A 23,561-nucleotide genomic window follows, 5' to 3' on the forward strand; every position below is an offset into this window, starting at 1 on the left:
CCGCCGGGTCAGTCGCCCTGGTGCGACGCGGGCTGTTCCAGACCGGTGACGGCGGTGACGTGGCGCAGGCTGGGCGCGGCGAGCAGCGTGTGGAGTTCGACGAAGACCCGCCGGGCCTCGACGGCGTTCCAGTCCTCGGGCAGCAGTTCCACGGGCAGCCCCGGGTCGAGGTAGGGCAGCCGCCGCCAGTCGGTGAGCATCGGCACGTAGTCGCGGAACGCCTCGACGTCGCCGAACTCCGGGTACTCCCGCAGTTCCTCGGCGATGGGCTGGTAGGTGTCGGTGAAGGCGGCGTACTGCTTCTCGATGGCGGTGAAGTCCCACCAGGAGCTCACGGCCTGCTTCAGTTCGGCGAAGTCGGCGTACTGAGCGGTGAAGAGGTGCACGTACTCGCTGAGGCCGAGGCGCTGGAGCATCCGCCGGGCGTCGGGCAGCAGGCGGGCGGGCGCGAGCCAGACGCCGGAGGCGGCGTTGCCGAAGCCGAGCCAGGTGAGGCGGGAGCGCAGCTGGTAGCGGTGGGCGCGCTCGGACTCGGGCACGGAGAACACCGCGACGACCCACCCGTCCTCCAGGGCGGCGGGTTCGAGGCTGCCGAAGATGCGGTTGTCGCCCTCGTCGAAGACCGGGCCCATCTCGGGGCCGAGCCGGTAGCCGATGCCGGTCCGGCGTTCCTGGACGATGGTGCCGCCCTTCTTCAGGCGGGAGATCGCGGAGCGTACGGCGGGCCCGTCGACGTCCAGTTCCGCCATCAGTCCGATCAGGTCGGCGATGGAGATCCAGCCGCCCAGGCGGCGGACGAACTCGCCGTAGACCGTGCTGATCAGGGAGCTGGGCCGCGCTGCGGTCTCCGGCATGCTCCTCCCTCCTCCTGGACGTCCCGGTGATCCTGGTGATCCTACCCAGCCGGGCTACCGCCTCCGACGGGGCGGTCCAGGGCCATCGGGCCTCCGGCCGCGTCATCCGGTGGCGGCAGTCACCTCGCTCACCTGCGGCGGCGTGTCGGCGTAGGCGCCGGAGAGGAGGTGGCCTGCGCCGGGGGCGACGGCGGGAAGGCCGAGGGAACGCAGCATCTGGTGGACGGTGCAGACCGCGGCGGAGACCACCGGCTTGCCCAGCTTCTGCTCCGCCTCGTCGATGGCCGACAGCGACGGCATCTGCACACAGGCGGACAGCACGACGGCGTCGGCGTCCTGGTGGTCGAGGCGCTGGGCGATCGCGGGCAGCTCGGCCGGGTCGTGGGCGGCGACGTCGAGGTTGCCCGGGATCTCCAGGGCCGCGTAGTCGAGGACCGTGAAGCCTTCGTTGCCCAGGTAGTCGACGACCGTGCGGGTCAGCGGACGCATGTACGGGGCGACAAGGGCGATCTTCTTCGCACCCAGGGTGTGCAGACCGTTGACGAGGGCGCCGGCGCTGGTGACCACGGGCGCGGGAGAGCCGTTCTCGGCCGTACGGGTGTGCAGGCGCCGCTGCGAGACGCGGTGGTAGCCGTGGCCCATGCTCATGATGGCGACCAGGCAGGCGTAGCCGAGGACGTCGACGGCGGCGTCGGAGAGCTCGACGGCGCAGCGGTCGGAGTCGGCGTCCATCGCCTTGAGCTGTTCGGCGGTGACGTGGGTCATCCGCATGCGGCTGGAGTGGAAGGTGAAGCGCTCGGGCGCGACGGTCTCGCGGGCGCGCAGGATGGCGGGGACCTCGGTCTCCATGGTGACGTTGGAGCTGGGGACGATCTGGCCGATCCGGTAGGTGCGTGCCGCCATGGGGCGCTCCCTTGTTTCGTGACGGAGGGTGGGGTGGGTCGTGGGGCGGGGTGGGTCGTCCGGCCGGAGCGACACGGGGACACGGGGGTCAGCGGGCGTCGACGACCGGGTTGGCGAGGGTGCCGACGCGCTCGATCGTCGCCTCGACCAGGTCGCCCGGCTGGAGGAACTGCGGCGGAACGTGTCCGGCGCCCACGCCGGACGGGGAACCGGTGGCGATGACGTCGCCGGGTTCGAGGGTGACGCCGGAGGAGATGTCGGCGATCAGCCGCCGGATGGGGAAGAGCATGTGCCGGGTGTTGGAGTCCTGCTTGGTGTCCCCGTTGACCCGCAGCGACAGGTCGAGGTCCAGCGGGTCGGGGATCTCGTCGGCGGTGACCACGGCGGGGCCGAAGGGCGCGTAGGAGTCCTGCCCCTTGGAGAAGAACCACTGACCCGATCGGCGCTGGTCGCGGGCGCTGATGTCGTTGATGACGCTGTAGCCGAAGACGTGGTCCATCGCGTCGTCCTCGCTGACGCGGAAGGCGGGGCGGCCGATGACGACGGCGAGTTCGCACTCCCAGTCGAGCTGCCCGGTCAGATCGGCGTTGTGCAGGATCGGCTGTCCGGGGCCGGTGACGGCGGTGGCGGGCTTGGAGAACAGCACCGGCCGGTCCGGGATCTCCCGGTGGGTGTCGAGGGTGCGGTGGGACTCGGCGACGTGCTCGACGTAGTTCAGGCCGACTCCGATGATCTTGCCGGGCCGGAGCGGGGCCCACAGGGTGACGTCGGCGAGCTTGTGCACGGCGCCGCCGGGCAGCTGTCCCGGGTCGGTGCCGTCGAGCAGGGCGCGCAGCGCGTCCAGGGCAGCGGGTCCGGCCTGGATCAGGGAGAGCAGGTCGCCGGGCAGGTCGGGGCCGGTGGTCCGGGCGGCCGCGGCGATGTCGATCACGCGGTCGTCGAGCTGGGCGCCGAGGCGTGCGGACGCCCGGCTCGTGTCGTGCGGGGAGAAGGTGACCAGGCGCATGGTGGCTCCTTGCGTTGAGGGTGTCGGGATGTCCCCGGGAGGGGGAAGTGGAGGTGGGGGTGGGCCGGCGATGCCCGGTCAGGTGGGTGGATCGCCGGCCCACGTTCTCGTGGCCGCTACCGGCCGTCAGAACCGACGGGCTGGTGGCCGTCGTTGTCGGTGTAGGACTCTTCGCGGGTGAAGCTCAGTGCGTTCATGACCGGGAAGTCGTTGAAGGAGAACAGGCAGGCGTCCTCGGACGGGTCGAGGTTCGCGTGCTCGTGCCAGGCCCAGGAGGGAACGCAGAAGATGTCGCCCTGCTTCCACTCGAAGCGCCGGCCCGCGATCACCGAGACGCCCCGACCCTTGGCCGCGGTGTAGATCACCGATCCGGTGTGGCGGTGGGCCTTGGTGGCCTGGCCGGGGCGCAGCAGCTGGATGTGGGCGCCCATGGTGGGCATCACGGAGCCGCCGGTCAGCGGGTTGGTGTACTCCATGATGACGCCGTCGTAGGGGGAGCCGTCGGTGGCCCTGGCGAGGTCGAGCAGGGCCTGGTAGGTCGGCTCCCAGGGGTAGCCGAACACCGGGGAGTACGGGCGGGTCCACTTCTCCGCACCGTACGGGAGCAGGTTGCCGCCGTAGCTGAGGACGGAGGAGTTGATGACCTTTCCCGGGGTCTGGTACATGTCGGGGTGGATCTCGTAGAAGCCCGCGTCAAGGGCGTTGACCAGGGGGATGTCCAGGCCGTCCTGCCAGATGACGGGGGCGTCGTCGGCTTCGTTGCCGTGTTCGTGCCAGGTGCCGTTGGGGGTGATGGCGAAGTCGCGCGGGCCGACCTTGAGCTTCTGGCCGTCGACGATCGTCCAGGCGCCGGTGCCCTCGTGGACGAACCGCAGGGCGGCGGCCTGGTGGCGGTGGGCGGTCATGAACTCGCCGGGACCCATGATCTGCAGGCCGGTGTAGAGCAGGCCGACGGCGGCGCTGACGTCCCGGCGGCCGGGGTTGACCAGCATGACCACGCGGCGGCCGGCGTCGTCGGCCTTGACCAGGGGCAGGGCCTGGCGGACCAGGGGCCGCAGTTCGTCGTAGCGCCACAGGACGGGCACGGACTTCGGCTGGGGGTACCAGGGTTCGATCTCGTTGGCGACGGTCCACAGTGCGCCGGCGTCGAGCGTGGCCAGCTCTTCGTAGTAGGCGGCGAGTTCGGGCGTGGTCGCGACCCGGGCGCGTCCCAGCTTGGTGTCGTCGTAGTCGGTCACGATTCCTCCTCCAGGGGAGCGGTGGTGGGGGCGGCGGTCCGCGTCCGGACGGGGTCGTCGCCCGTCGTGGGGTGCGGAGCGGCGGCGGGCGGGTCGACGAAGGCGAGCGGGCCGCGGGGGCGGTTGTCGACCTGGAGCTGGAAGATGTCGAAGCGGTTGTAGTGGCCGACGATGTCGTGCATCTGCTTGGGCTGGATGCACTTGCCCAGGTCGATCTCGGCGTAGACGATGCCCTCGTCGTCGACCAGCGGCTCGGTCACCGGCCGCCCGTCGGGGCCGAAGATGCCGGACAGGGCGCTGCGCGGGCGGGCCAGTTGCTTGCGCACCTGCTGGTCCTCGCCCGCGACGAGGTCGACGATCTCCGGGGAGATCGTCGAGCAGGCCACCACCGAGAAGACCTTGCCCTCGAAGCTGTGCGCCGCCGTGCGGACCGCGATGGCGTCCGCCATGTCGTAGTCCTCGGGGGCGACGGGCAGGGCGATGTAGCTCGCGGCGTGGACGAGTTCGCCCTGGGCGAGGAGTGTGAAGCGGGCCAGGGTGTTGGTGTTCTCCCCGCAGGCGAGCACGCCGAGGGGGCCGACGGCGGTCCGGTGGACCTTCAGTGAACTGCCGTCACCGCCCGTCCAGGTGAGCTTCTCCGCCCAGGTCGGCACGAGTTTGCGGTGGACGCCGAGGAGTTCACCGTCGGCGCCGATGGTCAGCAGGGTGTTGTAGAGCACGCCCAGGCTGTGGGATCCGCGTTCGTTGACGCCGATGACGAGGACCACCCCGGCCTGGCGGGCGGCGGCGCACAGGGTGTCGACGTGCGGTCCCGGCACCTCGATGGAGGAGCGGTAGAGCCTTTCGAACCAGGGCGAGCCCTGGACCGGGTTCATGGTCCAGTTCCAGTACGGGTATCCGGGGACGAACACCTCGGGGAAGACGACCAGTCGGGCGCCGTTTCCGGCGGCCTCGTGGATCAGGGAGACGGCCTTGTCGACGGTGGCGGCCGCGTCCAGGTAGACCGGGGACGCCTGGACGGCGGCGGCGGTGAAGCGGGGCAGGTTGTCCATCATGCGGGTCCTCCGTGTCCGGTTGCCGAGCGCGGCTCAGCAGGAAGCGGTGGCGGCGAGCGGGCGGGCCGGGGTGCCGGGCACCCATCGCCGGTGGACCGGTGCGGTCCTGGCGCGCAGCAGTTCGAGGCGGGGCGGGACGCGGTCGGCGCGCGGGCCCGGGGGCTTGCGGCTGCCCGGCTGCCAGGGCGCGGGCCAGCTGACACCGGGTCCGGTGTAGCCCTGCTCGGCGGCGGCATGCAGGGTCCACAGCGGGTCGTAGAGGTGGGCACGGCCGACGGCGACCAGGTCGGCCCGGCCGGCCAGCAGGATGGAGTTGGCGTCGTCGTAGCTGGAGATGGCCCCGACCGCGACGGTCGGGACGCCGGTGGCGTTGCGGATCAGGTCGGCGAAAGGCGTCTGGTAGCTGCGGCCGTACGGCGGCCGCTGGTGGGCGACGACCTCGCCGGTGGACACGTCGATGGAGTCCGCGCCGGCGGCGGCCAGGGCCTGGCAGATCTCGACCGCCTCGGCCTCGGTGGTGCCGCCCTCGGCCCAGTCGCTGGCGGAGATCCGTACGACGAGCGGTTTCGCTTCGGGCCAGGCGCCGCGGACGGCGGCCAGGACCTCCAGCGGGAAGCGCAGCCGGTTGTCCAGGGTGCCGCCGAAGGCGTCGGTGCGGTGGTTGGTCAGCGGGGACAGGAAGCCGGAGACCAGGTGGCCGTGGCCGAACTGCAGCTCCAGCACGTCGAATCCGGCGCGGTCGGCGCGCGCGGCGGCCTGTGCGTAGCTCGCGGTGACGGCTGCCAGGTCGGCGGGGGTGGCCTCGCGCGGGGCGGGGTACGCCTCGTCCCAGGGCAAGGGCGAGGCGGCCAGCGTCGGCCAGCCGTTCGCGCCGAGTGGCAGGCCGATTCCGTCGGGCCCGGGGACCGTGGTCGCGCCGCGGCGCCCGGCGTGGGTGAGCTGGATGCCCAGCGGCGTTCCGGACAGCCGGCGGACCGCTTGCACGGTGGTCCGCCAGGCGGCCTCCTGCTCGTCGGTCCACAGCCCCGGGCAGCCGGTAGTGGCGCGGCCCTCGGGGCTGACGGCCGTCATCCCGGCGAAGACCAGGCCCGCCCCGCCGAGTGTCTGGGCGGTCAGCTGGGCGCGCGGGAAGGCGTCCGGCACACCGTCGACCGCCGTGTACGTCGCCAGCGGCGGCACCACGATGCGGTTGCGCAGTGTGAGCCCGCCCAGCCGGATCGGGCGGAACATCGGCGGCACGATCTCGCCCTCGCCGAGGGCGGTGTCGACGGCGTCCAGGAATTCCGCGTCCCGGGCACGCAGGTTGTCGTAGGTGACCCGGCGGCTGCGCGTGAGCAGGTTGAAGGCGAATTGGTCGGGGCCCTGGCCGCGGTACCTGCCGATGGTCTCGAACCACTCCAGGCTGGCCTGGGCGGCGCGTTGGACGGACTCGACCGCGGGGCGGCGCTCGGCCTCGTAGGCGGCCAGCGCCCCGGGCACGGTGGGGTGCTCGTGCAGGCTCGCGGCGAGTGCCAGGGCGTCCTCCATGGCGAGCTTGGTGCCGGACCCGATCGAGAAGTGGGCGGTGTGCGCGGCGTCGCCGAGCAGCACGACGTTGCCGTGGCTCCAGGACGCGGTGCGTACGGTCGAGAAGCGGATCCACTTCGACGCGTTGGGGATCAGACGGTGGCCGTCGAGGTGCCCCGCGAGGATCTCCTCGCACCTGCGTACGCTCTCCTCGTCGCTCTCCCCGCGGGCGAACTCCCGGTCGGCGAGGGCCTCGAAGCCCGCCCGCCGCCAGGCGTCCTCCTCCAACTCGACGATGAAGGTCGAGCGGTGGTCGTTGTAGGGGTAGGCGTGCACCTGGATGACGCCGAAGTCCCGCTGTTCGACGATGAAGGTGAAGGCCTCGAAGACCTTGTCGGTGGAGAGCCACATGTAGCGGCAGTGCCGCTCGTCCAGGTCCGGCAGGAAACTCTCCCGGTAGGTGTCGCGGGTGGCCGAGCGGATTCCGTCGGCGGCGACCACCAGGTCGTACTCCGCGCGGAGTTGCCCGACGGGCGGCGCCGGGGTGCCGTAGCGCACGTCCACGCCGAGTTCGGCGCAGCGCCGCTGAAGGATCTCCCGCAGTCGGTTGCGGTCCAGGGCAGCGAAGCCGTGCCCGCCGGAGGTACGGACCTCGCCCGCGTAGCGGACGTCGATGTCGCTCCACCGCGCGAACTCGGCCGACATCGCGGCGAACACCTCAGGGTCGCCCTGCGCGATCCCGTCCAGCGTCTCGTCGGAGAACACCACGCCGAAGCCGAAGGCGTCGTCACGGGCGTTGCGCTCCCAGAGCGTGATCTCCCGCTCCGGGGAGAGCTGTTTGGCCAGGGCGGCGAAGTACAGGCCGCCGGGCCCTCCTCCGATGACTGCTGCACGCATGAAAGGTCCTCCAGTGGTTCCGTGACACTCACGGTATTCCGCATTTCTTACGAGCGTCAATAATGCGCGATACTTTTCCGAATAAGCGACCCGCAGCGGCTCACCCGGGCTCGCGGCCGCCGGGCGGCGCACGCGCTCAACCGGCGTACGACTCCGGGCGCTGCGGACCGGACTCGGTCAGCTTTCTGCGCGTCTCCTCGGGCCACGGGACCGATCCCGTGGCCGTCGCGGCGGAGTGGACGACGGACATCCGCCCGGTCGCGGCGGGCCCGTTCGGGCCGCGCACCTCGAAGGCGTAGTGCAGCGAGGCCGCGCCGACCTTGTGCACCCTCAGCTCGATGCGCACGAGGTCCCCGAACCACAGCCGTGCCAGGTAGTCCGCCTCGAAGTGCACCCGGGGGATGCTGCCGAACAGCTCCTCCAGGCCGAGCCCGCGCAGCAGCACCGCCTCCGCCGCCTCGGCCCACCGCAGCGCCGAGGAGAAGTGGTAGTGGCCCGCGGCGTCCGTGTCCGACCACTCGACCCTGCGCTCGATCACCACACTGGGCGGCGCCGGGGCCGCGGGGCCGCGGCCGGCGCCGGGCTCGGCGGGTGCGGCGTGTTGGGGCACGGATCGGTCCATGGCGATGCCTTTCATAGGAGGGAGCCACCCCGGGCGCACTCGCGCGGCCCGTCGGGCGGCCGTACGGCGACGGTCAGCGCCCGTCGCGCGCCCGGCGGCGGAGCTCCGCACGCTGGAGCTTGCCGCTGGAGTTACGGGGCAGGTCGTCGACGAACTCGACCGCGCGCGGGTACTTGTAGGGGGCGATGGCCTGCTTGACGAAGGTCTGCAGCGCCTTCACGGTGCCGTCGCCTGCGGGGGCCCCGTCGCAGAGGACGACGTAGGCCTTGACGACCGTACCGCGGCTCTCGTCGGGCATCCCCACGACGGCGCAGTCGACGACGTCCGGGTGTCGGATCAGCGCCTGCTCCACCTCGGGGCCCGCGATGTTGTATCCGGACGAGACGATCATGTCGTCGCGGCGCGCCTGGTACCAGAAGTAGCCGTCGGCGTCGCGGATGTAGGCGTCGCCCGTCACGTTCCAACCGCCGCGTACGTAGACGGTCTGGCGTGCGTCGTCGAGGTAGCGGCAGCCGGTGGGGCCTTTGACCGCCAGCAGGCCCGGCTGTCCGTCGGGCACCGGAGTGCCGTCGTCGTCCACGACGATCGCCCGGAAGCCGGGCACGGGTCTGCCGGTGGCGCCGGGTCTTATGTCGCCGTCGGCGGCCGAGATGAACACATGCAGCATCTCGGTGGCGCCGATGCCGTCGATCAGCCGCAGCCCGGTCGCCTCGTGCAGGGCCTCCCAGACGGCCGCGGGCAGCGGTTCACCCGCCGAGACGCAGCGGCGCAGCCCGCGCAGCCGGTCCGCGAGACCAGCCGCGAGGATCGCCCGGTAGGCGGTCGGCGCCGTGAACAGCACGCTCACCCCGTGCTCGGCCACGAGGGCGGCGAGCTGGTCGGGGGTGGCCTGCTCCAGCAGCAGCGTGGCCGCGCCGGCACGCAGCGGAAAGACCACCAGCCCGCCGAGGCCGAAGGTGAAGGCCAGCGGCGGCGTGCCGGTGAACAGGTCGTCGGGCTCGGGTTTGACGATGTACCGGGAGAAGGTGTCGGCGTTGGCCAGCACGTCGCGGTGGAAGTGCAGCGTCGCCTTCGGACGGCCGGTGGTGCCGGAGGTGAAGGCGATCAGCGCGACGTCGTCGGCGGCGGTGTCCACCGCGGTGAAGACGCCGTCCTTGGCCGCGCACCGCCGCGCGAGATCGTCCGCGCCGTCGCCGCCGTAGGGCACGACGACCAGGCCCGGGGTCTCGGCCTCCTCCAGCGCGTCGAGGAAGCGGTGGTCGCACAGGGCCACGACCGGTGAGCTGATCTCGTGCAGCGCACCGATCTCGGAGGCCCTCAGCAGCGGCATCGTGGTCACGACGACACCGCCGGCCTTCAGCACCCCGAGCCAGCAGGCCACCAGCCAGGGGTTGTTGGGCCCGCGCAGGAGGACGCGGTTCCCCGGTACCAGCCCCAGGTCCTCGGTGAGCACCTGGGCGACCTGGTCGGACCAGCGCCGCAACTCGCCGTAGCTCCACTGCTGAGTAGGCGTCAGCAGGCAGCGGCGGTCCGGGCCCCACGTGTCGACGGCGTCGTCGACAAGGACCCGCGCGCAGTTCAGGCGGTCCGGGTAACGGAGTTCAGGCAGGTCGAACACGAGCTCCGGCCACTGCTCGGCGGGTGGCAGACGGTCGCGACAGAACGTGTCGACGTGGGCGGAAGGGAGCAGCTCCACGGGCGATACCTCATTCGGGTCAGCAGGGAGTGAGGCAAGTATGCAGCCGTTTTGACGACAGTCAATAGACCAACATATTTTTCCCTCGACCTCGCGAGCGGGCCTGGTCCTCGCATGATGACACGTGTTACCTTGCGAGGACCGGGCCGTGGTGCCCTGTCCCCGCACACCCCATCGTGAACTCCGAGGAGCCGCCATGACCGAGCCGCAGCAGGAACCGGACTCCGGCTGGCCGCCGCCGGTCTTTCTCCCGCCCCCGCCGCCGCGCGCCCACGACGGCGTGCTCACCTACGACGCGGTCACCTACGCCAGGACCTCCGGGTACCGGCCGCGCCTGCTCGACGTGCATGTTCCGGCCGGCACCGCTCCCGCGCCGGCCGTCGTGTGGATCCACGGGGGAGGCTGGATGGACGGCGACCGGCGCTACCCGCCGCCGACCGTGCCGGTCGATCTGCTCTTCGGCTCCCTCCTCGACGCCGGCCTGGCGGTCGTCACCCTCGACTACCGGCACAGCCTGGAGGCGCCGTTCCCGGCGCAGTTGCACGACGTCAAGGCCGCGATCCGCTATGTGCGGTACTTCGCCGGGCAGTTGGGGATCGACGGTGAGCGCGTCGGCGTGTTCGGCGAGTCCGCGGGCGGCCATCTGGCCGCGATGGCCGCGCTCACCGATCCCGGCGTCGACGGCGGCCCCTTCGAGTTCGAGGGCACCGACGGCGTCGCCCAGGGAAGCACCTCCGTGCGCTGCGCCGTCGACTGGTACGGGGTGTCCGACATCGGCACCGCCGCGTCCGCCTTCTCCGCTCTCGCGGGGGGTACGCCGCTGGAGGGGACGCTCGACCCGTACACCGCGCTGCTCGGCGTCTCCCCCGCGGACGAGCCGGAGCTCGCCGCCGCGGCCAGCCCGGTCGGCTATGTGCCGTCCGTCGTCCCGCCGTTCCTGCTGATCCACGGCACCGGGGACAACCTCGTGCCGTACAGCCAGAGCGAGCGGCTGGCCGCGCACCTGAGCACGCACGGCGGCTCGGTCGAGCTGGTGCCTGTGGACGGCGCCGATCACATCTTCCTCGGCTCGAAGGAGATCGCGTCGATCGTCTCGCGGAGCGTGGAGTTCCTCGCCCGGCACCTGGCCGCCACCCACTGAACGCGCGGACCGGTGCAGGCCGGTCCGACCCGGTCCGGACGGCGCGCGCGGCGTCCACCGCCGCGGTCCGGTGCGGCCTGTGGTCCGGGCCGCACCGGGCCGCGGCCCGTTGTGCCTCTCCTGACGGGAGCCTCACACCGTGTCCACCGTTCCCTCCCCGCCTCCCCCGGGCCGTTCCGGGCAGATGCCGCCCGCCGGTCTGTTCGGGGCCGCTTTCGCCGAGGACCCGCACGGCCTGTACGCGCGGCTGCGGGCCGAGTGGGGCCCGATCGCGCCCGTCAGGGTCGCACCGGGCGTCCGCGCGTGGCTGGTCCTCGGGTACCAGGAAGTCCTCGCCGTCACCCGCGACGTGGAACTCTTCTCCAGCGACGCACGGCACTGGCACGCCACCACCACCGGCTGGCTTCCCCGTGACTCACCGCTGCTGCCGATGCTCGGCTGGCGCCCGGCCCTGACGCGCCAGGACGGGCCCGCACATCTGCGTCTGCGGCAGGCCGTGTTCGACGCGCTCCGCCGGATCGACCAGCAGCGGCTGCGGCGTGTCACCGCCCGCGACGCCGACGCCCTGATCGACGGATGGCTGCGGGACGGGAAGGCGGACCTGATCGGACGCTTCGCGCGCCCCTTGTCCGCCCTCACCTTCACCCGGCTGCTCGGGATGCCCGACCGCGACGGCGAGCGGCTGCACTCCCTGGCCGGCACCGTGGTCGACTCCGCCCCCGGCGCCCTCGCCGCCGACCAGGAGATCCGGGCATCCCTCCTGCGACTGGTCGCGGCACGCCGCGCCGCGCCGGCCGAGGACATCCCGTCCTGGCTCCTGAACGGCCGGACCGGTCTCAGCGAGGCGGAACTGGTCCACCAGCTGGCGGCCCTGGTCCTCAACGGGCTGGAGAGCACCACCAACCTCATCGGCAACACCTTGGCGTACGTCCTGGCCCGCCCCCACCTGCTGGCCGATCTCGCCGCCGGCCGCTCGACCGTGTCGGACATCCTCGACCTGGCACTGTGGGCCGAGCCTCCCCTGCACAATGCGGGCGCCCGCTGGGCGACCTCGGACGTGACATTCGCCGGCCAGTGGATCCAGACCGGCGACATGCTGGTCCTCGCCCTGGCCGGGGCCAACGCGGACCCTGCCGTCCACCACGGCGCGGATCCCCGTACCCCCACCGCCAGCCGTGCCCATCTCGCCTGGGGAGCGGGCCCTCACGCCTGCCCCGCCCGGGACCCCGCCCTCCTGGTCGCCGAGAGCGCCATCGAACGCCTCCTTCAGCGCGTCCCGGCCCTCACCCTCGCCGTCGACGCCACCACCCTCGCATGGCGCCCCTCCCCCTGGACCCGCGCCCTGACCACCCTCCCGGTGCACTTCCCACCCGCGCCCCGGCCCGAGCCCGACCCGGACGTGACACCCCCGCCCGCCCGGGGCACCCAAGATGCCCCCCGCAAGCCCCGTGCCACCAACTGGGCCTGGTGGAACCTGGACGTGTGACGCCCCGCCCACCCCTTCGCCCCACCGCGGCCGGGCCGCCGCGGTAGGCCACTACCCGGCAGCCACCACCTGGCCGGCCGAGACCTGGGGAGGGTTGGGGAGCAGTGACGCGAGCTTGTCCGCTACGAAATCCGCCGCCTGCCTGACCGACTCCTCGGCGCCGGCTCGGTCGTCGAAGACGCTGGTGGAGACCATCGTTCCGTCCCCGGCGTCAATCCAGTAGTAGGCCACGAATCCGGGGACCCGGCGGAGCAGAGCCACGAATTCCTCGTCCACTCGGCGTCCCGCTTCGGCAGGATCAGTCACGCCTTCGTAGCGCCGAACCACTGCGTACATAGCTGAACTCCTCTTGGATCCCTAGGTCGCCATCCGCGGATCGACATACCCCCACCGCGCGTTTCTCGCTCGCGGGATGTCCGAAAGCGACTCGGATGGGCGCAGAGGTGGTCCGCACGGAGCGCCGCTGCGGCCAGGACCATCGCGGAGGCGCGCGGCACCCTCACTCCCGAGGACACAGCCGGCGGTGGTCTGACCATGGTGGTCTCGCTATCTGCCGCCCGGCAACCGCGATAGGCAGACGGCGCTGTGGGTCAGGGGCGGTCGAGGATGCGCCGGCATCGTCAACCGGTGGTGGAGACCCGAGCATCCTCGTCATGCCCCTTGGCGCCGCTCTCGGTGAGGGCGGTGCGCGCGGCCTGCAGTATTTCCTCGGAGATCGGGTTGCCGCGGGTGGCGCGGGCGAGGGCGAGGGCGCCGACCAGGGTGCAGAACTGTGCCAGGCCGTCGTCGTCGGCAGTGGCGAGCCGGGCAGCGCGGTTCCGTACCCCGTTGACGTAGATGTCGCGAGCGCCAGCAGCCTGATCGGGCTCCCGCGCGAGGTCGGGGGCGAATCCGGAGACCGGGCAGCCGTCTGCCGCGTGATCGCGATGCCAGGTCGAGAGGTAGTCGTCGATCATGGCCTGGCGGGCGACCTCGTGGTCCTGGCCTACCTCCGGCGGGAGGGCCGCGGATGCCGAGTACGGTGCCGGATGTTCGAAGGCGTGGGCGATGGCCTCGTCGACGAGATCCTCCTTCGAGGCGAACTGCTTGTAGAACCCGCCATGCGTGAGCCCCACAGCCTTCATCAGGTCCGCGACGCTCACCGAGGTGCCCTTCTCGCGGAACATCCGGGATGCGGTGGCGACGACGCGCTGCCGGTTCTCCTGCGCCTGGGCTTGAGACACGCGCCCCATGCGGTCATCTCCTCAGTTGGATGCCATTTGACATCTATCGTACCCGCTGTTTAGATTTCAAGCGACATCTATTTACTCCGGGCCGACGAGAACCCGGCGCCGCCTCCGCCACCCGCAGCCCGCGTACTCGCTCCGCGATCGCGCCCTCACCGACAGCACTGGAGAATCCTGTGTCCTCACCGCCCGGCCCCACCGAGTCCCCGACGTCGGCCGCGTCCGCACCGCCCGTGCCGTCGGGCTCGGGACGAAGGACTCCCGAGGCGGTTCACCGCCGACGCTGGGCGATCTTGACCGTGCTGCTGTTCAGCCTCCTGGTGGTGATGCTGGACAACTCGATCCTCAACGTGGCCATGAAGACCGTCGCGCAGCCCGCACCCACCGGACTCGGCTCCACCCAGAGCCAGCTGGAGTGGGCGGTCAACTCCTACACACTGGTCTTCGCCGGACTGCTGTTCACAGCGGGACTCCTCGGTGACCGCCTCGGCCGCAAGAAGGTGCTGCTCTTCGGGATGCTGGTGTTCGGCGTGGGCTCCGTGCTCTCCGCGATGTCGGAGTCCTCCGGACAGCTCATAGCCTTCCGGGCCGTGATGGGCTTCGGCGGCGCGTTCATCCTGCCCGCCACGCTCGCGATCATCATGAACGTCTTCGAGCGCGAGGAGCAGCCCAAGGCCATCGGCATCTGGACCGGTGTGGTCGGTTTCGCCATCGCTCTCGGCCCGATCACCGGCGGCATCCTGCTGGAGCGCTTCTGGTGGGGCTCGGTCTTCCTGGTCAACGTGCCGATCGTGATCGCCGCGATGGTCGCCATGACCGCGATCGTTCCCGACTCGAAGGACCCCAGGCCCGGAAGGCTCGACCCGATCGGCGTGCTGCTTTCGATCATCGGTCTGGCGCTGCTGGTCTACGGCATCATCAAGGGCGGACAGTACGGCGACTTCGCCCGGCCCCAGTCCTGGGTGACAATCCTCGCAGGCGTCGCGGTCCTCTCCGGATTCGTGAGACACGAGGCCCGCAGCAGCCATCCGGCTCTCGACGTCACGTACTTCCGCAACCGGCGGTTCTCGGCATCCGTCGCCGCCATCGGCCTGGTGTTCTTCGCCCTCATGGGCGTCACGTTCTTCAGCGTCTTCTACAACCAGAGCGTCCGCGGCTACAGCGTGCTGCAGTCCGGCCTGCTCGTGCTGCCTCTGGCCGCCTCCCAGATGTTCTTCGCCCCCCGCGCACGGCTGGTCGTCAACCGCTTCGGCGCCCGTGCCGTCTGCGCAGGCGGCCTGATCCTGACCGCCGCGGCCTTCGCCGGCTTCCTGCTGCTCGGCCAGAGCACTCCGATCTGGGTGCTGGAGGCGCTGTTCTTCCTGATGGGCACCGGGATGGCCCATGTCATGCCGCCCGCCACGGTCATGATCATGTCGTCGTTGCCACGGGAGAAGGCCGGCTCGGGATCCGCGATCAACAACACCTTCCGTCAGGTCGGCGGGGCCATAGGCGTCGCGGTACTGGGGTCCGTGCTGTCCACCAGCTACCGCAACGGCATCCACGACCACCTGGGCATGCTGCCGCCGTCCGACCGGCCCGCCGCTGGCGAATCCGTCCAGGCGACCCTGGCCGTTGCCGACAAGCTCGGGCTGGCCGGTCGAGCGCTCGTGCGGCCTGCGAACGACGCGTTCATCCACGCCATGCACATCGCTGCCATGGGTTCGGCGGCCGTCGCTCTGCTCGGCGCCGTCGTGGTGCTGATCTTCCTGCCGCGCAAGGCCGCCGCCACGGCTACCGGCGCCGACGGGGCCCAGCCCCGGCCCCTGGAAGCCCGGCGATGACCACGCGTCAGCTCGCGACACACCGCAGTCGACCTGCCCGCCAATGCCGCCCGCCGCACCCGCCCGAGGCGATGGTCGAGACAGCCCTCGAAGAACGCACGCGCGGAAGTGAAACCCCTACCGCGTCCCCGGCAGGTCCGATCACCCCTCGACACCGACACTCACCCCACCCGAAGGAGATCCACTGATGGTCACCAGCAACCTTGTCCTCATCCCCGGTGCCGGCGGGGTAGGCCGTGCCGTCTTCGATCAACTGCGTGCCCACGACGTGCCAGTGCGCTTCATGGTGCGCCGGGAGGACGAGCGCGCGGCTGAGCTGCGGGCGCTCGGTGCGGAGGTGGTCGTCGGCGACCTGACCCGGCCCGAGACGGTCGCGGCCGCTCTGCAGGGCGTGAAGCGTATGTACTTCGGGATGGCTGTATCGCCGCACCACCTGCTGGCGGCCACCGTGGTGGCTTCCGTGGCAAGGGAGTACGGGCAGCTGGACGTCCTGGTCGACCTGTCGCAGATGACCGTGTCACAGATGACTGCCACCAGCACCGAGGAGTCACACCAGCAGCGGTTGCACTGGCTGGCGGAGCAGGTGTTCGACTGGTCCGGTCTCCCCGTGGTGCACGTCCGGCCGACGGTTTTCCTGGACACGCCGCTGTTCACCGATCTCGCAGCGCGGTCCATCAAGGAAAGCGGCACGATCGCCCTGCCGTTCGGCAGCGGACGCACCTCTCCCGTCGCCGTCGACGACGTGGCCCGGGTCCTGGCCACCGTGCTCCGCGACCCGGCTCCGCACATCGGACAGATCTACGAGCTGACAGGGCCCCGCTCGGTCGACATGACGGAACTGGCCACGGAATTCTCAGCAGCGCTGGGCCGTGAGGTCTCCTACGTGGACCTGCCCCCGCAAAGGTGGGAGGAACAGCTCCCCAAACTCGGCCTGCCCCCGCACGTCGTCCAGCACATCATCACCATGGCCAAGCTCCACCGCGACAACCGCTACGACCGCACGACCGACGGCGTCGAGCGGGTCACGGGCGTCGCCCCGCAGTCCATCCAGGATTTCGTGGCGGCCCGCAAGGGCTTCTACCTGGGCTGAACCGCCCCGATCAGTCACCGTCCAGGGTCGGCGCCTCAAGGCAGGCCGAGGCATCAGGCCGAGGTCTCAAGGCGTCTGGAGGCGATCGAGGCACAGGGCCAGTCGAGCCCCGTCATCTCCCCCGTCGGCCCGCCGACCCCCATCTCGGCGGGCCTCGCGGTGCTCAAGGAAGTGCCGGATACGGAGCTGCTGTGTGTGATGCATGGGCAGTACCGCGATCTCGTCGGGGTGAACGAACCGCAGCTCGGTCGACTCGTCAGAGATGGCGAGTTGGCCTCCGGTGACGCGGGCCGTGAAGCAGATGTTGAACTGGCGGCGCACTTCTCCGTCGGTGTACGCGATCACGTGGCGGGGATCGGTGTACGTGCCGACCAGTCCCGTGATCTCCACGTCGAGCCCGGTCTCCTCCTGCACCTCCCGCACGGCCGTGCCGGGGAGGGAATCGGTCATCTCCATGCCGCCGCCGGACAGGGCCCACAGGTCGTTGTCGCGTCGACGCTGGAGGAGGATGCGTCCCCGGTCGTCGGTCACGACCGCTGAGGCGGCGACGACCAGGCTGTTCGGCTTGGGGGCTGCCGGGTCGTCGTAGTACTCGGTGCGGGCCAAGGTCACTCCTCCTGTACGGGTGTTGCGGTCGCCCACACGGCGTCGAAGCTCTGGGCGTAGGTGTCGAAGACCCCTCCGGCACCGTTGCGTCGGAGGTGCCAGATGGGTGCACCGTAGGCGTTCACACCCCAGACGTGGGCGTTGACCAGTATCTGGTCGTCTGCCGGTAGAGGGAGTTGTAGAGCGTCGTCGTGTGGGTCCGCACCTCAATGCCCGGCACGCCGATCAGCGGGCGGTAGTGCATCAGTGCCAGTCGGCACCTGGATTCGATCCCGTGCCCGAACCGCTCTTCTTCACCTCGCTGTCGGACGTTCTCGCTGTCGGGGTCGCCCAGCGCGATCCTGACGGAGCAGCCGTCGGCGGCGCGCTCGCGCAGCAGGTCGTTCAGGCGCGGGTACGCCTCGTGCAGGAAGACCGCGGCGTAGACCAGGACGTCGATGTGCTCTCCGGCCTGGGCGAACATGTCGGTGAACGTGGACACGGGGGTTTGGGTTCCAGCTGCGGTGGCTACGTGGCGGCGGGGATGTTGCGCGGAGCCAAGGACGGGAGGGTAGGCATCTCGGTGTCACTTCGCTTTCTGTGAGGGGTGTTCAGAGGTTGAGGCCCAGGACGCGCTCGACGGTGATTTCGATGACGACCAGGTCCGGTGGGGCCGGAGGAACCATGCGGTAGCGGTCGGTGTAGCGGCGCACCGCTTCGGCCACGCGCGTGCGGTCGTCGCTGACCTCGGCCCGGCCTTCGAGGGTGATCCAGCGCAAGCCGTCCGCCTGGCAGAGGGCGCCACGCGCCAGGGGGCCGCCCGTCGCGACGTTGCGGGCCTTGCGGGTGCGTGCGCGGGTGGTCACGCGTGCCAGGCCGGCGGCGGCGTCGAAGGTGAAGCGGACGGGGGTGACGTGGACGGTGCCGTCGGGGCGGAGGGTGGTGAGGGTGGCCGGGAGCGGGAGGGCGAGGAACGCCCGTGCGACGGTGGGTAGTTCGGTGGTTGCCCGGCTCACTTCTTCTTCACGCCCTCGTTCCAGATCAGCTTGGCGATGTTCGGCTTCACGGCCGTGGTGACGACACCCATGGCGGTGCGGACGTACCGCTGTTCCTCCAGTTCCCGCAGCATGCTGGCGGCGAGGTCCGCGCGGGCGGTGAAGACGCCGTCGGCGCTGGTCTCGGCGGTGACGTAGTCGGTGACGACCGGGTGCTCGAACAGGCCCGAGGGCCGCACGAGGGTCCAGTCGAGCTCTGTCCCACCGATGACGGCCTCCATGCGGCGCATGTCCTCGTGGAGGGTGCGGCCCATACGCCGGTTCACCAGCGGGTCGAGCACGTAGTTGAAGAAGTGCGCGCCCGTGGGCCGCCACATCGGGTCGGCGATGCTGGAGCTGACGGCGAGCAGCCGCTTGATGCCGTGGTGGGTCATGGCCGCGGTGAAGGCCGTGGCGCTCGCCGAGTACGTCGTGATGGTTTCCTTGCTGAAGCGCGCGCCCAGCGCGGACAGGACGGCATCCGTCCCGCTGACCGCGGCCTCGACGGCGGCAGGGTCGGTGGCATCGGCGACCGCCACGGTCAGGCCGGGCCGTTCGGGCAGGGAGCCGGGGCGGCGGGTCACGGCGACGACCTCGTGCCCGGCCGCGAGAGCCTGGTCGGTGAGCTGGCGGCCGGTCGGCCCGTTGGCGCCGAAGACTGCGATACGCATGATGTCGGGTCATCCCTTCAGGGGGTTACGGAACGCCCTTGACTGTGCCGAGCATCAACTGCAGGCTCAACGCTGATGAATAACACCGCCCCCGCGCCCGCCCGCGGCCGAGGCCGCCCCCGCGGCAACCCGCCGACCCGTGAGTCGATCGTCTCCGCCGCCAGGACGCTGTTCCTCGAACACGGCTACCAGCGCACCACGTTGCGCGCGGTGGCCGGGGCAGCCGGGGTCGACCCGGCCCTGATCGCGTACCACTTCGGTTCGAAGAAGGGCCTGTTCGCGGACGTCATGCAGTTCCAGTGCGCCCGCGCGTTGACCGTGGACGACGTCCTCGACGGCGACCGAGCCACGCTGCCCGACCGCCTCATCGACGCGGTGACCGGCCTGTGGGAAGACGCCGACTTCCGCCGGCTCACCGACCAGGGTGAGGAGGCGGCCGAAGCCATCGCTGAATACCTGGAACGGGAGCTGCTGGCCCGGCTTGTTGAATTTCTCGGCGGCCGGGACGCGACGGCCCGAGCGACAGCCGTGGTGACGATCCTCGGCGGCCTCGTCTACACCCGCTACCTCAACCCGCTGCCCACCCCGGCCGCCCTCACCCCCTCCGAGACCCGCCGCATCCTGCTCCCCGCGATGCGCGCCGCGCTGGCCCCCACGCCACGAACCGCAGCACCAACTGCCAGAACTGGCCACCACCGTTCGCCAGTCACCGGCCGGAGTCCCGTACGGCCCTGACCGCGCTCATCACCACCAGCACACCTACTTGGCGCCAACGGCGGCACCGTGACCTGGCATTACACCCGCGGCGCACTCCCCCGGTCGCCCCCGTGGAGTGGGCCGCGGGACCGGCAGGGTCAGAAGATGTCGTGGAAGCCGTTCCAGCCGCTGGTGCCGATCTCGGCGCGGCGGCCGAAGTCGCCGTCCCCCAGGCCGGGGTAGAGCCACAGCCGGCCGGCGGAGTCGACGGCGACCAGGTCGCTCTTGCCGTCGCCGGTGAGGTCGCCCGGGGCCGCGAGCTTGGTGTAGATCTGCCAGCCCCCGCCGACGCGGACTCGGCCCGCGAAGGTCCCGTTGCCCAGGCCCGGGTAAACGTAGAGGTCACCGCCGGGCGTCGCGGCCGCGATGTCGGCGATGCCGTCACCGGTCAGATCACCGGCGCCGACGACGGTGCGGTAGATGTTCCAGCCGCCTCCGATCAGGCGCCGCTGGGCGGTGGCGATCGTACCGTCGGCGCGGCCCGGGACGAACCACAGGTGACCGCCAGTGTCGCGGGCCACCACATCCCCGTGACCGTCGCCGTTGAGGTCTCCGGGGCCGGCCAGCGCCGAGCAGTGCGCGAGCGACAGGTTCCGGGCGGTCACCCAGGCGAGCAGCAGCTCACCGCCGACCGCGTCCACCGGCCGGGTGGTGTAGACGAAGCCGGACAGCCCGTTGTCGCCGGACGCCACCGTCGAGGTCACCAGGGGGTAGACCGCCGGAAGGTAGCCGAAGGCGATCTCCTGGCGCGGCAGGAAGGTGCCGTTCTCCCGGCTCTCGTAGGCGTAGACGTCGCCGTTGGGCATCCGCCCGACGACCTGTCCCTTGCCGAAGTCCGGCTGGTGGCCCTCACCGGCGATCGCGTTGACGCTCGGCCAGCCCGGCCAGTCGCTGATGGCCACCGACACCCCGACCCGGGCCGCGTAGCCTCCAGCCCCGTTGCCCGCGTACAGGTACAACGAGCCCGCCTGCGTGCGCCCGAGGATGTCGCCGTGCCCGTCCTGGTTGCGGTCCAGGCCGATGAGCTGGTTGTAGATGTTCCAGCCGGTACCGATCAGCCGACGGGCGGACAGGGCACCGTTCGACCGGCCGTCGTACAGCCACAACCGGCCCTGCAGGTCTCGGGCCACCAGCGAAGCGGGCGCGGAGGCGTCGAAGCGCACCGCGCCGATGATCTGGTCGTAGATGTTCCAGCCGGTGCCGACCTGCACCCGCGCCCGGAACGGCTGGCTCAGGCTGTTCTGGCTGGCATAGAACCAGAGTCGGCCATGGGTGTCGCGGGCCATCAGATCTGCCCGGCCGTCCCCGCTGAGGTCGCCGATGACGGTGACCTGGTTGTAGGTCTGCCATCCGCCGCCGATGACGATGGGACGGCCGCTCAGCTGGGTCTGAGTCGTGTGCAGCCGGAGCTGGCCCGAGGCCGTGATACCGAGGATGTCGTCGTCGCTGCCGCCGCTGATGTGGCCGATGTCCAGCAGTTGACGGTACTCGTCCGTGCACGACCCGCAGAGCAGTGTCGTCGCACCGTCCGGCGCGGTCGTCGACACACTCATGGTGTACGCCTGCGTGGTCAGCCCCCCGGGCTCGGCCCACGCGGTGACCGCGGACGCGGGGCCAGCCGCGGAGACCGTCAGCGCCGTGGTCGTCAACGCGGTTGCGGCCGCCAGCCCCAGCGCCGTTCCCGCGGCCCTCGCCGCACGCCTTCTCACCAAAGCCCTCGCGGACCGACGCGACGCCATTGTTCCCCACCCCTGTTCTGAGGGCGCCGACCGTCTGCCGGCCATGCCTGCCCCCTGATCGATGGCGAGGATATTCCTTCGTCCCCTGGCCGATCCGACCGGGATCACACCCACGGTCCGTCGCCCCCCCCGCTGAACCTCGGCACCCGTCATCGACGGGCTGGCAACCTCACCGCGGAAGGGCTCACGTCGGCGGCGAAGCACCGGCCCCGAGCATCAGGGCCTCAGCAGGCCGCCCACCCACCAGTCGTGCGGTTCGCCGTCATTGGCGATGCCGCGATTGCGCAGTGTCCCTTCGACGGTGAAGCCGAGTTTCTCGGCGACGGCACGCGAGCCGGTGTTCCCGGCCATGGCCCACCACTCGATGCGGTGGACGTCGAGGGTCGCCCAGCCCCAGTCGCACAGACACCGAGCGGCCTCCACCGAGTACCCCCGGCCGCGCTGCTCCGCGACCGCCCAGTATCCGAGTTCCCAGACACCGCGGCTGACGAGGGTCAGGCAGTACGACCCCACCAGGGCGCCGCTGTCCCTACGAAACGCGCCGAAGGTGTAGTCCCTGTCCTCGGCCCACTGCGCGGGCAGCTTCTCACCGACGAGCTTCTCCGCGTCCGCACGCCGATACGGCACCGGCACCGGCGTGTAGAACTGAATGTCCTCGTCCTGGCAGGCTTCGTACACCGCATCCACATCGGCAGAGGTGAAGGCCCGAAGCACCAGACGGTCGGTCTCAAGAGTCACCGGATCCATTGCGGCAGTATGAACACCGCCAGCAGGCAGCGACCAGCGAATATCCCCGTGCCCCGCACATCACGCCCCCCAATCCCCGCCTGGACCGGGGCGTCCTGATCGGTCAGCGATGCCCCGCCTGCCTGCCGCGCTCGCCGGGATAGGGTGCGTCCGTGGAGCGGATCCTGGTAGTGGGTGTCACCGGTGCGGGGAAGTCCACGCTCGCCCGTGCCGTGAGTCGTCGTCTGGGCCTGCCCTACCACGAGATGGACACGCTGTACTTCAACGGCCCCGGCTGGGCCGTCAACGACAACGTGACCGAGGACCTGACACAGCTCACGGCCGAACCGCGCTGGATCATCGACTCACTCGGCTATCCGGAAGTGCGTGATCTGCTCTGGGACCGCGCGGATACGGTGATCTGGTTGGACTACCCTCGACGCGTCATCATGCCTCGTGTGCTGCGACGATCCCTGCGGCGCACCGCGCGGCGCGAGGTCCTCTTCGGCGGCAACAGGGAAACCTGGACGGGGTGGCTGAGCCGGGAACACCCGGCCTGGTGGGCCTGGTCCCAGCACCGGCCGCGCCACCGTGAAGTCGCACTCCGTGTCCGCGATCCCCGCTTCGCCCCACTCGACACCCTCCGTTTCGGCCACCCGAACGACACCGCCGCATGGCTGGCTTCCCTCTGATCGGGCACGCAGAGATGCCGCGTATCAGAGGGAGGCTCAGGAGCGCTTTCCGCTCCTCTTGAGCGGTCTCCTCGGCCGCAGAACCCCGGCACCACCGCTCCCAGGCACACCCCGCGTTCTACGCGGCCAAGGCCGCCCAATCCGTGCTCGACTGCCTCCTGTTCGCGATCGGCCAGCCGCGAGACTGCTTCATCCGGTCCTTCCACTGCGAGCAGATGTAGGCCCGGCCCCAAGCCCCGGCCGGGGATGAACCCGCGTGTCCGGGTCAGTGGAGGCTGATCAGCTGTTCGGTGTGCTGGTGGTTACAGGTGTAAACCTGCAGGTTCGAGCCGTCGTTGGGGAATTCGGAGGGCCGGTCGATGCACACGTTGAAGCCCTTCAGGCGGAACTGCTGCGGCTCCATGAAGTTGGGCACGAGCTGATCGAAGACCGTCATATGGTCGTTCGGATCGCACGTGCCCAGCAGGAGGGCGCCGTGGGGGGCGGTGTCGCCCGCTCGGGCGCACTCGGCGAACGGGACGTTGCGGAGCTCGAACTCCTGAAAGCCTTCGGGAGAGACCGTGTTCATGGGAAGCATCTGCCAGCCCTGCGAGGTGAAGGCCGTGCACTTGTTCGCCTGAACGGTACGCGTGGACGTGTTCGCCACCATGCACTGACCAGTGCCGAAGCCCTTGAACTGGAAGGTCCGGGGGGCGGCGTCGGCGGTACCGGGCATCACACCCATGGCGAGGGCGGTTGCGAGTACCGCGACAGCGGTGGAGCCGATCGCCCGTCGTGTGAACATCACTGTCATCAGTCCTGTCTGAGGTGAGGGA

Annotated in this window: 21 protein-coding genes and 3 pseudogenes; 7 read left to right on the forward strand and 17 right to left on the reverse strand. The window is 70.8% G+C overall.

Going from position 1 to position 23,561, the window contains the following annotated elements; genetic code table 11:
* Positions 1-8 precede the first annotated feature (8 nt).
* The 8 genes from AB0M29_RS09310 to AB0M29_RS09345 form a co-directional block, all read right to left on the reverse strand.
* Positions 9-854, reverse strand: a complete 846-nt coding sequence (locus tag AB0M29_RS09310) for a PaaX family transcriptional regulator C-terminal domain-containing protein (RefSeq protein ID WP_365381281.1) — start codon at positions 852-854, stop codon at positions 9-11.
* 102 nt (positions 855-956) lie between these two features.
* Positions 957-1,757 (reverse strand): Asp/Glu racemase, encoded by an 801-nt coding sequence (locus AB0M29_RS09315; protein WP_365381284.1) that lies wholly within the window; start codon positions 1,755-1,757, stop codon positions 957-959.
* 88 nt (positions 1,758-1,845) lie between these two features.
* Complete coding sequence (locus AB0M29_RS09320; RefSeq protein ID WP_365381287.1) at positions 1,846-2,763, reverse strand: fumarylacetoacetate hydrolase family protein; 918 nt, start codon at positions 2,761-2,763, stop codon at positions 1,846-1,848.
* A gap of 116 nt (positions 2,764-2,879) precedes the next feature.
* Positions 2,880-4,001 (reverse strand): cupin domain-containing protein, encoded by a 1,122-nt coding sequence (locus tag AB0M29_RS09325; RefSeq protein ID WP_365381290.1) that lies wholly within the window; start codon positions 3,999-4,001, stop codon positions 2,880-2,882.
* On the reverse strand, positions 3,998-5,056 hold the full coding sequence (locus tag AB0M29_RS09330) for a carbon-nitrogen hydrolase family protein (RefSeq protein ID WP_365381293.1): 1,059 nt from the start codon (positions 5,054-5,056) through the stop codon (positions 3,998-4,000). The genes AB0M29_RS09325 and AB0M29_RS09330 overlap by 4 nt, the downstream gene beginning before the upstream one ends.
* A 33-nt stretch (positions 5,057-5,089) precedes the next feature.
* Positions 5,090-7,459, reverse strand: coding sequence for an FAD-dependent monooxygenase (locus AB0M29_RS09335; protein ID WP_365381296.1), 2,370 nt, complete (start codon positions 7,457-7,459; stop codon positions 5,090-5,092).
* Positions 7,460-7,595: 136 nt separating this feature from the next.
* Positions 7,596-8,081 carry a thioesterase family protein gene (locus AB0M29_RS09340; protein WP_365381299.1) on the reverse strand — a complete coding sequence of 162 codons (486 nt, stop codon included), beginning with the start codon at positions 8,079-8,081 and terminating at the stop codon, positions 7,596-7,598.
* A gap of 73 nt (positions 8,082-8,154) precedes the next feature.
* Entirely contained in the window at positions 8,155-9,777 is a 1,623-nt protein-coding gene (locus AB0M29_RS09345; protein ID WP_365381302.1) for an AMP-binding protein, read from the reverse strand.
* A gap of 196 nt (positions 9,778-9,973) precedes the next feature.
* On the opposite strand from AB0M29_RS09345, the gene AB0M29_RS09350 reads away from it, so the two are divergent.
* A complete protein-coding gene (locus AB0M29_RS09350) occupies positions 9,974-10,918 on the forward strand; it encodes an alpha/beta hydrolase (RefSeq protein WP_365381305.1) in 945 nt (314 codons plus the stop codon).
* Positions 10,919-11,057: 139 nt separating this feature from the next.
* The gene (locus AB0M29_RS09355; RefSeq protein ID WP_365381307.1) at positions 11,058-12,404 is read left to right on the forward strand and encodes a cytochrome P450; all 1,347 of its coding nucleotides are present in this window, start codon (positions 11,058-11,060) and stop codon (positions 12,402-12,404) included.
* Between the two features lie 51 nt (positions 12,405-12,455).
* Here AB0M29_RS09355 and AB0M29_RS09360 read toward each other — a convergent pair whose 3' ends face one another.
* Together AB0M29_RS09360 and AB0M29_RS09365 are read right to left on the reverse strand one after the other, a co-directional pair.
* Positions 12,456-12,680 (reverse strand): hypothetical protein, encoded by a 225-nt coding sequence (locus AB0M29_RS09360; RefSeq protein WP_365381310.1) that lies wholly within the window; start codon positions 12,678-12,680, stop codon positions 12,456-12,458.
* A 344-nt stretch (positions 12,681-13,024) separates the two neighbouring features.
* Positions 13,025-13,636, reverse strand: a complete 612-nt coding sequence (locus AB0M29_RS09365) for a TetR family transcriptional regulator (protein WP_365381313.1) — start codon at positions 13,634-13,636, stop codon at positions 13,025-13,027.
* Positions 13,637-13,863: 227 nt separating this feature from the next.
* Between AB0M29_RS09365 and AB0M29_RS09370 the strand changes: the two genes are divergently transcribed.
* Positions 13,864-15,453, forward strand: coding sequence for an MFS transporter (locus AB0M29_RS09370; RefSeq protein ID WP_365381575.1), 1,590 nt, complete (start codon positions 13,864-13,866; stop codon positions 15,451-15,453).
* Positions 15,454-15,640: 187 nt separating this feature from the next.
* Entirely contained in the window at positions 15,641-16,543 is a 903-nt protein-coding gene (locus tag AB0M29_RS09375) for an NmrA family NAD(P)-binding protein (protein ID WP_365381316.1), read from the forward strand.
* Between the two features lie 153 nt (positions 16,544-16,696).
* On the opposite strand, the pseudogene AB0M29_RS09380 reads toward AB0M29_RS09375, so the two are convergent.
* From AB0M29_RS09380 to AB0M29_RS09395, 4 genes and pseudogenes are all read right to left on the reverse strand, one after another.
* A pseudogene (locus AB0M29_RS09380) lies at positions 16,697-17,149 on the reverse strand (NUDIX domain-containing protein); the annotation flags it as partial.
* A 2-nt stretch (positions 17,150-17,151) separates the two neighbouring features.
* Positions 17,152-17,633: pseudogene (locus AB0M29_RS09385) on the reverse strand (XRE family transcriptional regulator); the annotation flags it as partial.
* A gap of 106 nt (positions 17,634-17,739) precedes the next feature.
* Positions 17,740-18,144 carry a pyridoxamine 5'-phosphate oxidase family protein gene (locus AB0M29_RS09390; RefSeq protein WP_365381318.1) on the reverse strand — a complete coding sequence of 135 codons (405 nt, stop codon included), beginning with the start codon at positions 18,142-18,144 and terminating at the stop codon, positions 17,740-17,742.
* Positions 18,141-18,833 (reverse strand): NAD(P)H-binding protein, encoded by a 693-nt coding sequence (locus AB0M29_RS09395; protein WP_365381321.1) that lies wholly within the window; start codon positions 18,831-18,833, stop codon positions 18,141-18,143. Before AB0M29_RS09395 ends, AB0M29_RS09390 begins: the two co-directional genes overlap by 4 nt.
* Positions 18,834-18,908: 75 nt before the next feature.
* On the opposite strand from AB0M29_RS09395, the gene AB0M29_RS09400 reads away from it, so the two are divergent.
* Positions 18,909-19,568 (forward strand): TetR family transcriptional regulator, encoded by a 660-nt coding sequence (locus AB0M29_RS09400; protein ID WP_365381324.1) that lies wholly within the window; start codon positions 18,909-18,911, stop codon positions 19,566-19,568.
* 119 nt (positions 19,569-19,687) lie between these two features.
* Here the strand turns inward: AB0M29_RS09400 and AB0M29_RS09405 are convergent, their stop codons facing one another.
* Positions 19,688-21,298, reverse strand: a complete 1,611-nt coding sequence (locus tag AB0M29_RS09405; protein WP_365381327.1) for a VCBS repeat-containing protein — start codon at positions 21,296-21,298, stop codon at positions 19,688-19,690.
* A 246-nt stretch (positions 21,299-21,544) separates the two neighbouring features.
* A complete protein-coding gene (locus AB0M29_RS09410; RefSeq protein ID WP_365381330.1) occupies positions 21,545-22,075 on the reverse strand; it encodes a GNAT family N-acetyltransferase in 531 nt (176 codons plus the stop codon).
* Positions 22,076-22,227: 152 nt separating this feature from the next.
* Between AB0M29_RS09410 and AB0M29_RS09415 the strand changes: the two genes are divergently transcribed.
* Positions 22,228-22,746 (forward strand): adenylate kinase, encoded by a 519-nt coding sequence (locus AB0M29_RS09415; RefSeq protein ID WP_365381333.1) that lies wholly within the window; start codon positions 22,228-22,230, stop codon positions 22,744-22,746.
* Positions 22,747-22,811: 65 nt separating this feature from the next.
* Positions 22,812-22,967: pseudogene (locus tag AB0M29_RS09420) on the forward strand (SDR family NAD(P)-dependent oxidoreductase); the annotation flags it as partial.
* Positions 22,968-23,011: 44 nt separating this feature from the next.
* Here AB0M29_RS09420 and AB0M29_RS09425 read toward each other — a convergent pair.
* Positions 23,012-23,539 (reverse strand): hypothetical protein, encoded by a 528-nt coding sequence (locus AB0M29_RS09425; protein WP_365381336.1) that lies wholly within the window; start codon positions 23,537-23,539, stop codon positions 23,012-23,014.
* Between the last annotated feature and the right edge of the window lie 22 nt (positions 23,540-23,561).

Source organism: Streptomyces sp. NPDC051976 (assembly GCF_040680795.1).
Classification (GTDB): Bacteria; Actinomycetota; Actinomycetes; order Streptomycetales; family Streptomycetaceae; genus Actinacidiphila.

Excerpts from the sequence above, each read along its gene's own strand:
- AB0M29_RS09310 (WP_365381281.1), bottom strand. The coding sequence starts at position 854 with ATGCCGGAGACCGCAGCGCGGCCCAGCTCCCTGATCAGCACGGTCTAC.
- AB0M29_RS09315 (WP_365381284.1), bottom strand. The coding sequence starts at position 1,757 with ATGGCGGCACGCACCTACCGGATCGGCCAGATCGTCCCCAGCTCCAAC.
- AB0M29_RS09320 (WP_365381287.1), bottom strand. The coding sequence starts at position 2,763 with ATGCGCCTGGTCACCTTCTCCCCGCACGACACGAGCCGGGCGTCCGCA.
- AB0M29_RS09330 (WP_365381293.1), bottom strand. The coding sequence starts at position 5,056 with ATGATGGACAACCTGCCCCGCTTCACCGCCGCCGCCGTCCAGGCGTCC.
- AB0M29_RS09335 (WP_365381296.1), bottom strand. The coding sequence starts at position 7,459 with ATGCGTGCAGCAGTCATCGGAGGAGGGCCCGGCGGCCTGTACTTCGCC.
- AB0M29_RS09340 (WP_365381299.1), bottom strand. The coding sequence starts at position 8,081 with ATGGACCGATCCGTGCCCCAACACGCCGCACCCGCCGAGCCCGGCGCC.
- AB0M29_RS09350 (WP_365381305.1), top strand. The coding sequence starts at position 9,974 with ATGACCGAGCCGCAGCAGGAACCGGACTCCGGCTGGCCGCCGCCGGTC.
- AB0M29_RS09365 (WP_365381313.1), bottom strand. The coding sequence starts at position 13,636 with ATGGGGCGCGTGTCTCAAGCCCAGGCGCAGGAGAACCGGCAGCGCGTC.
- AB0M29_RS09375 (WP_365381316.1), top strand. The coding sequence starts at position 15,641 with ATGGTCACCAGCAACCTTGTCCTCATCCCCGGTGCCGGCGGGGTAGGC.
- AB0M29_RS09395 (WP_365381321.1), bottom strand. The coding sequence starts at position 18,833 with ATGCGTATCGCAGTCTTCGGCGCCAACGGGCCGACCGGCCGCCAGCTC.
- AB0M29_RS09400 (WP_365381324.1), top strand. The coding sequence starts at position 18,909 with ATGAATAACACCGCCCCCGCGCCCGCCCGCGGCCGAGGCCGCCCCCGC.
- AB0M29_RS09410 (WP_365381330.1), bottom strand. The coding sequence starts at position 22,075 with ATGGATCCGGTGACTCTTGAGACCGACCGTCTGGTGCTTCGGGCCTTC.
- AB0M29_RS09425 (WP_365381336.1), bottom strand. The coding sequence starts at position 23,539 with ATGACAGTGATGTTCACACGACGGGCGATCGGCTCCACCGCTGTCGCG.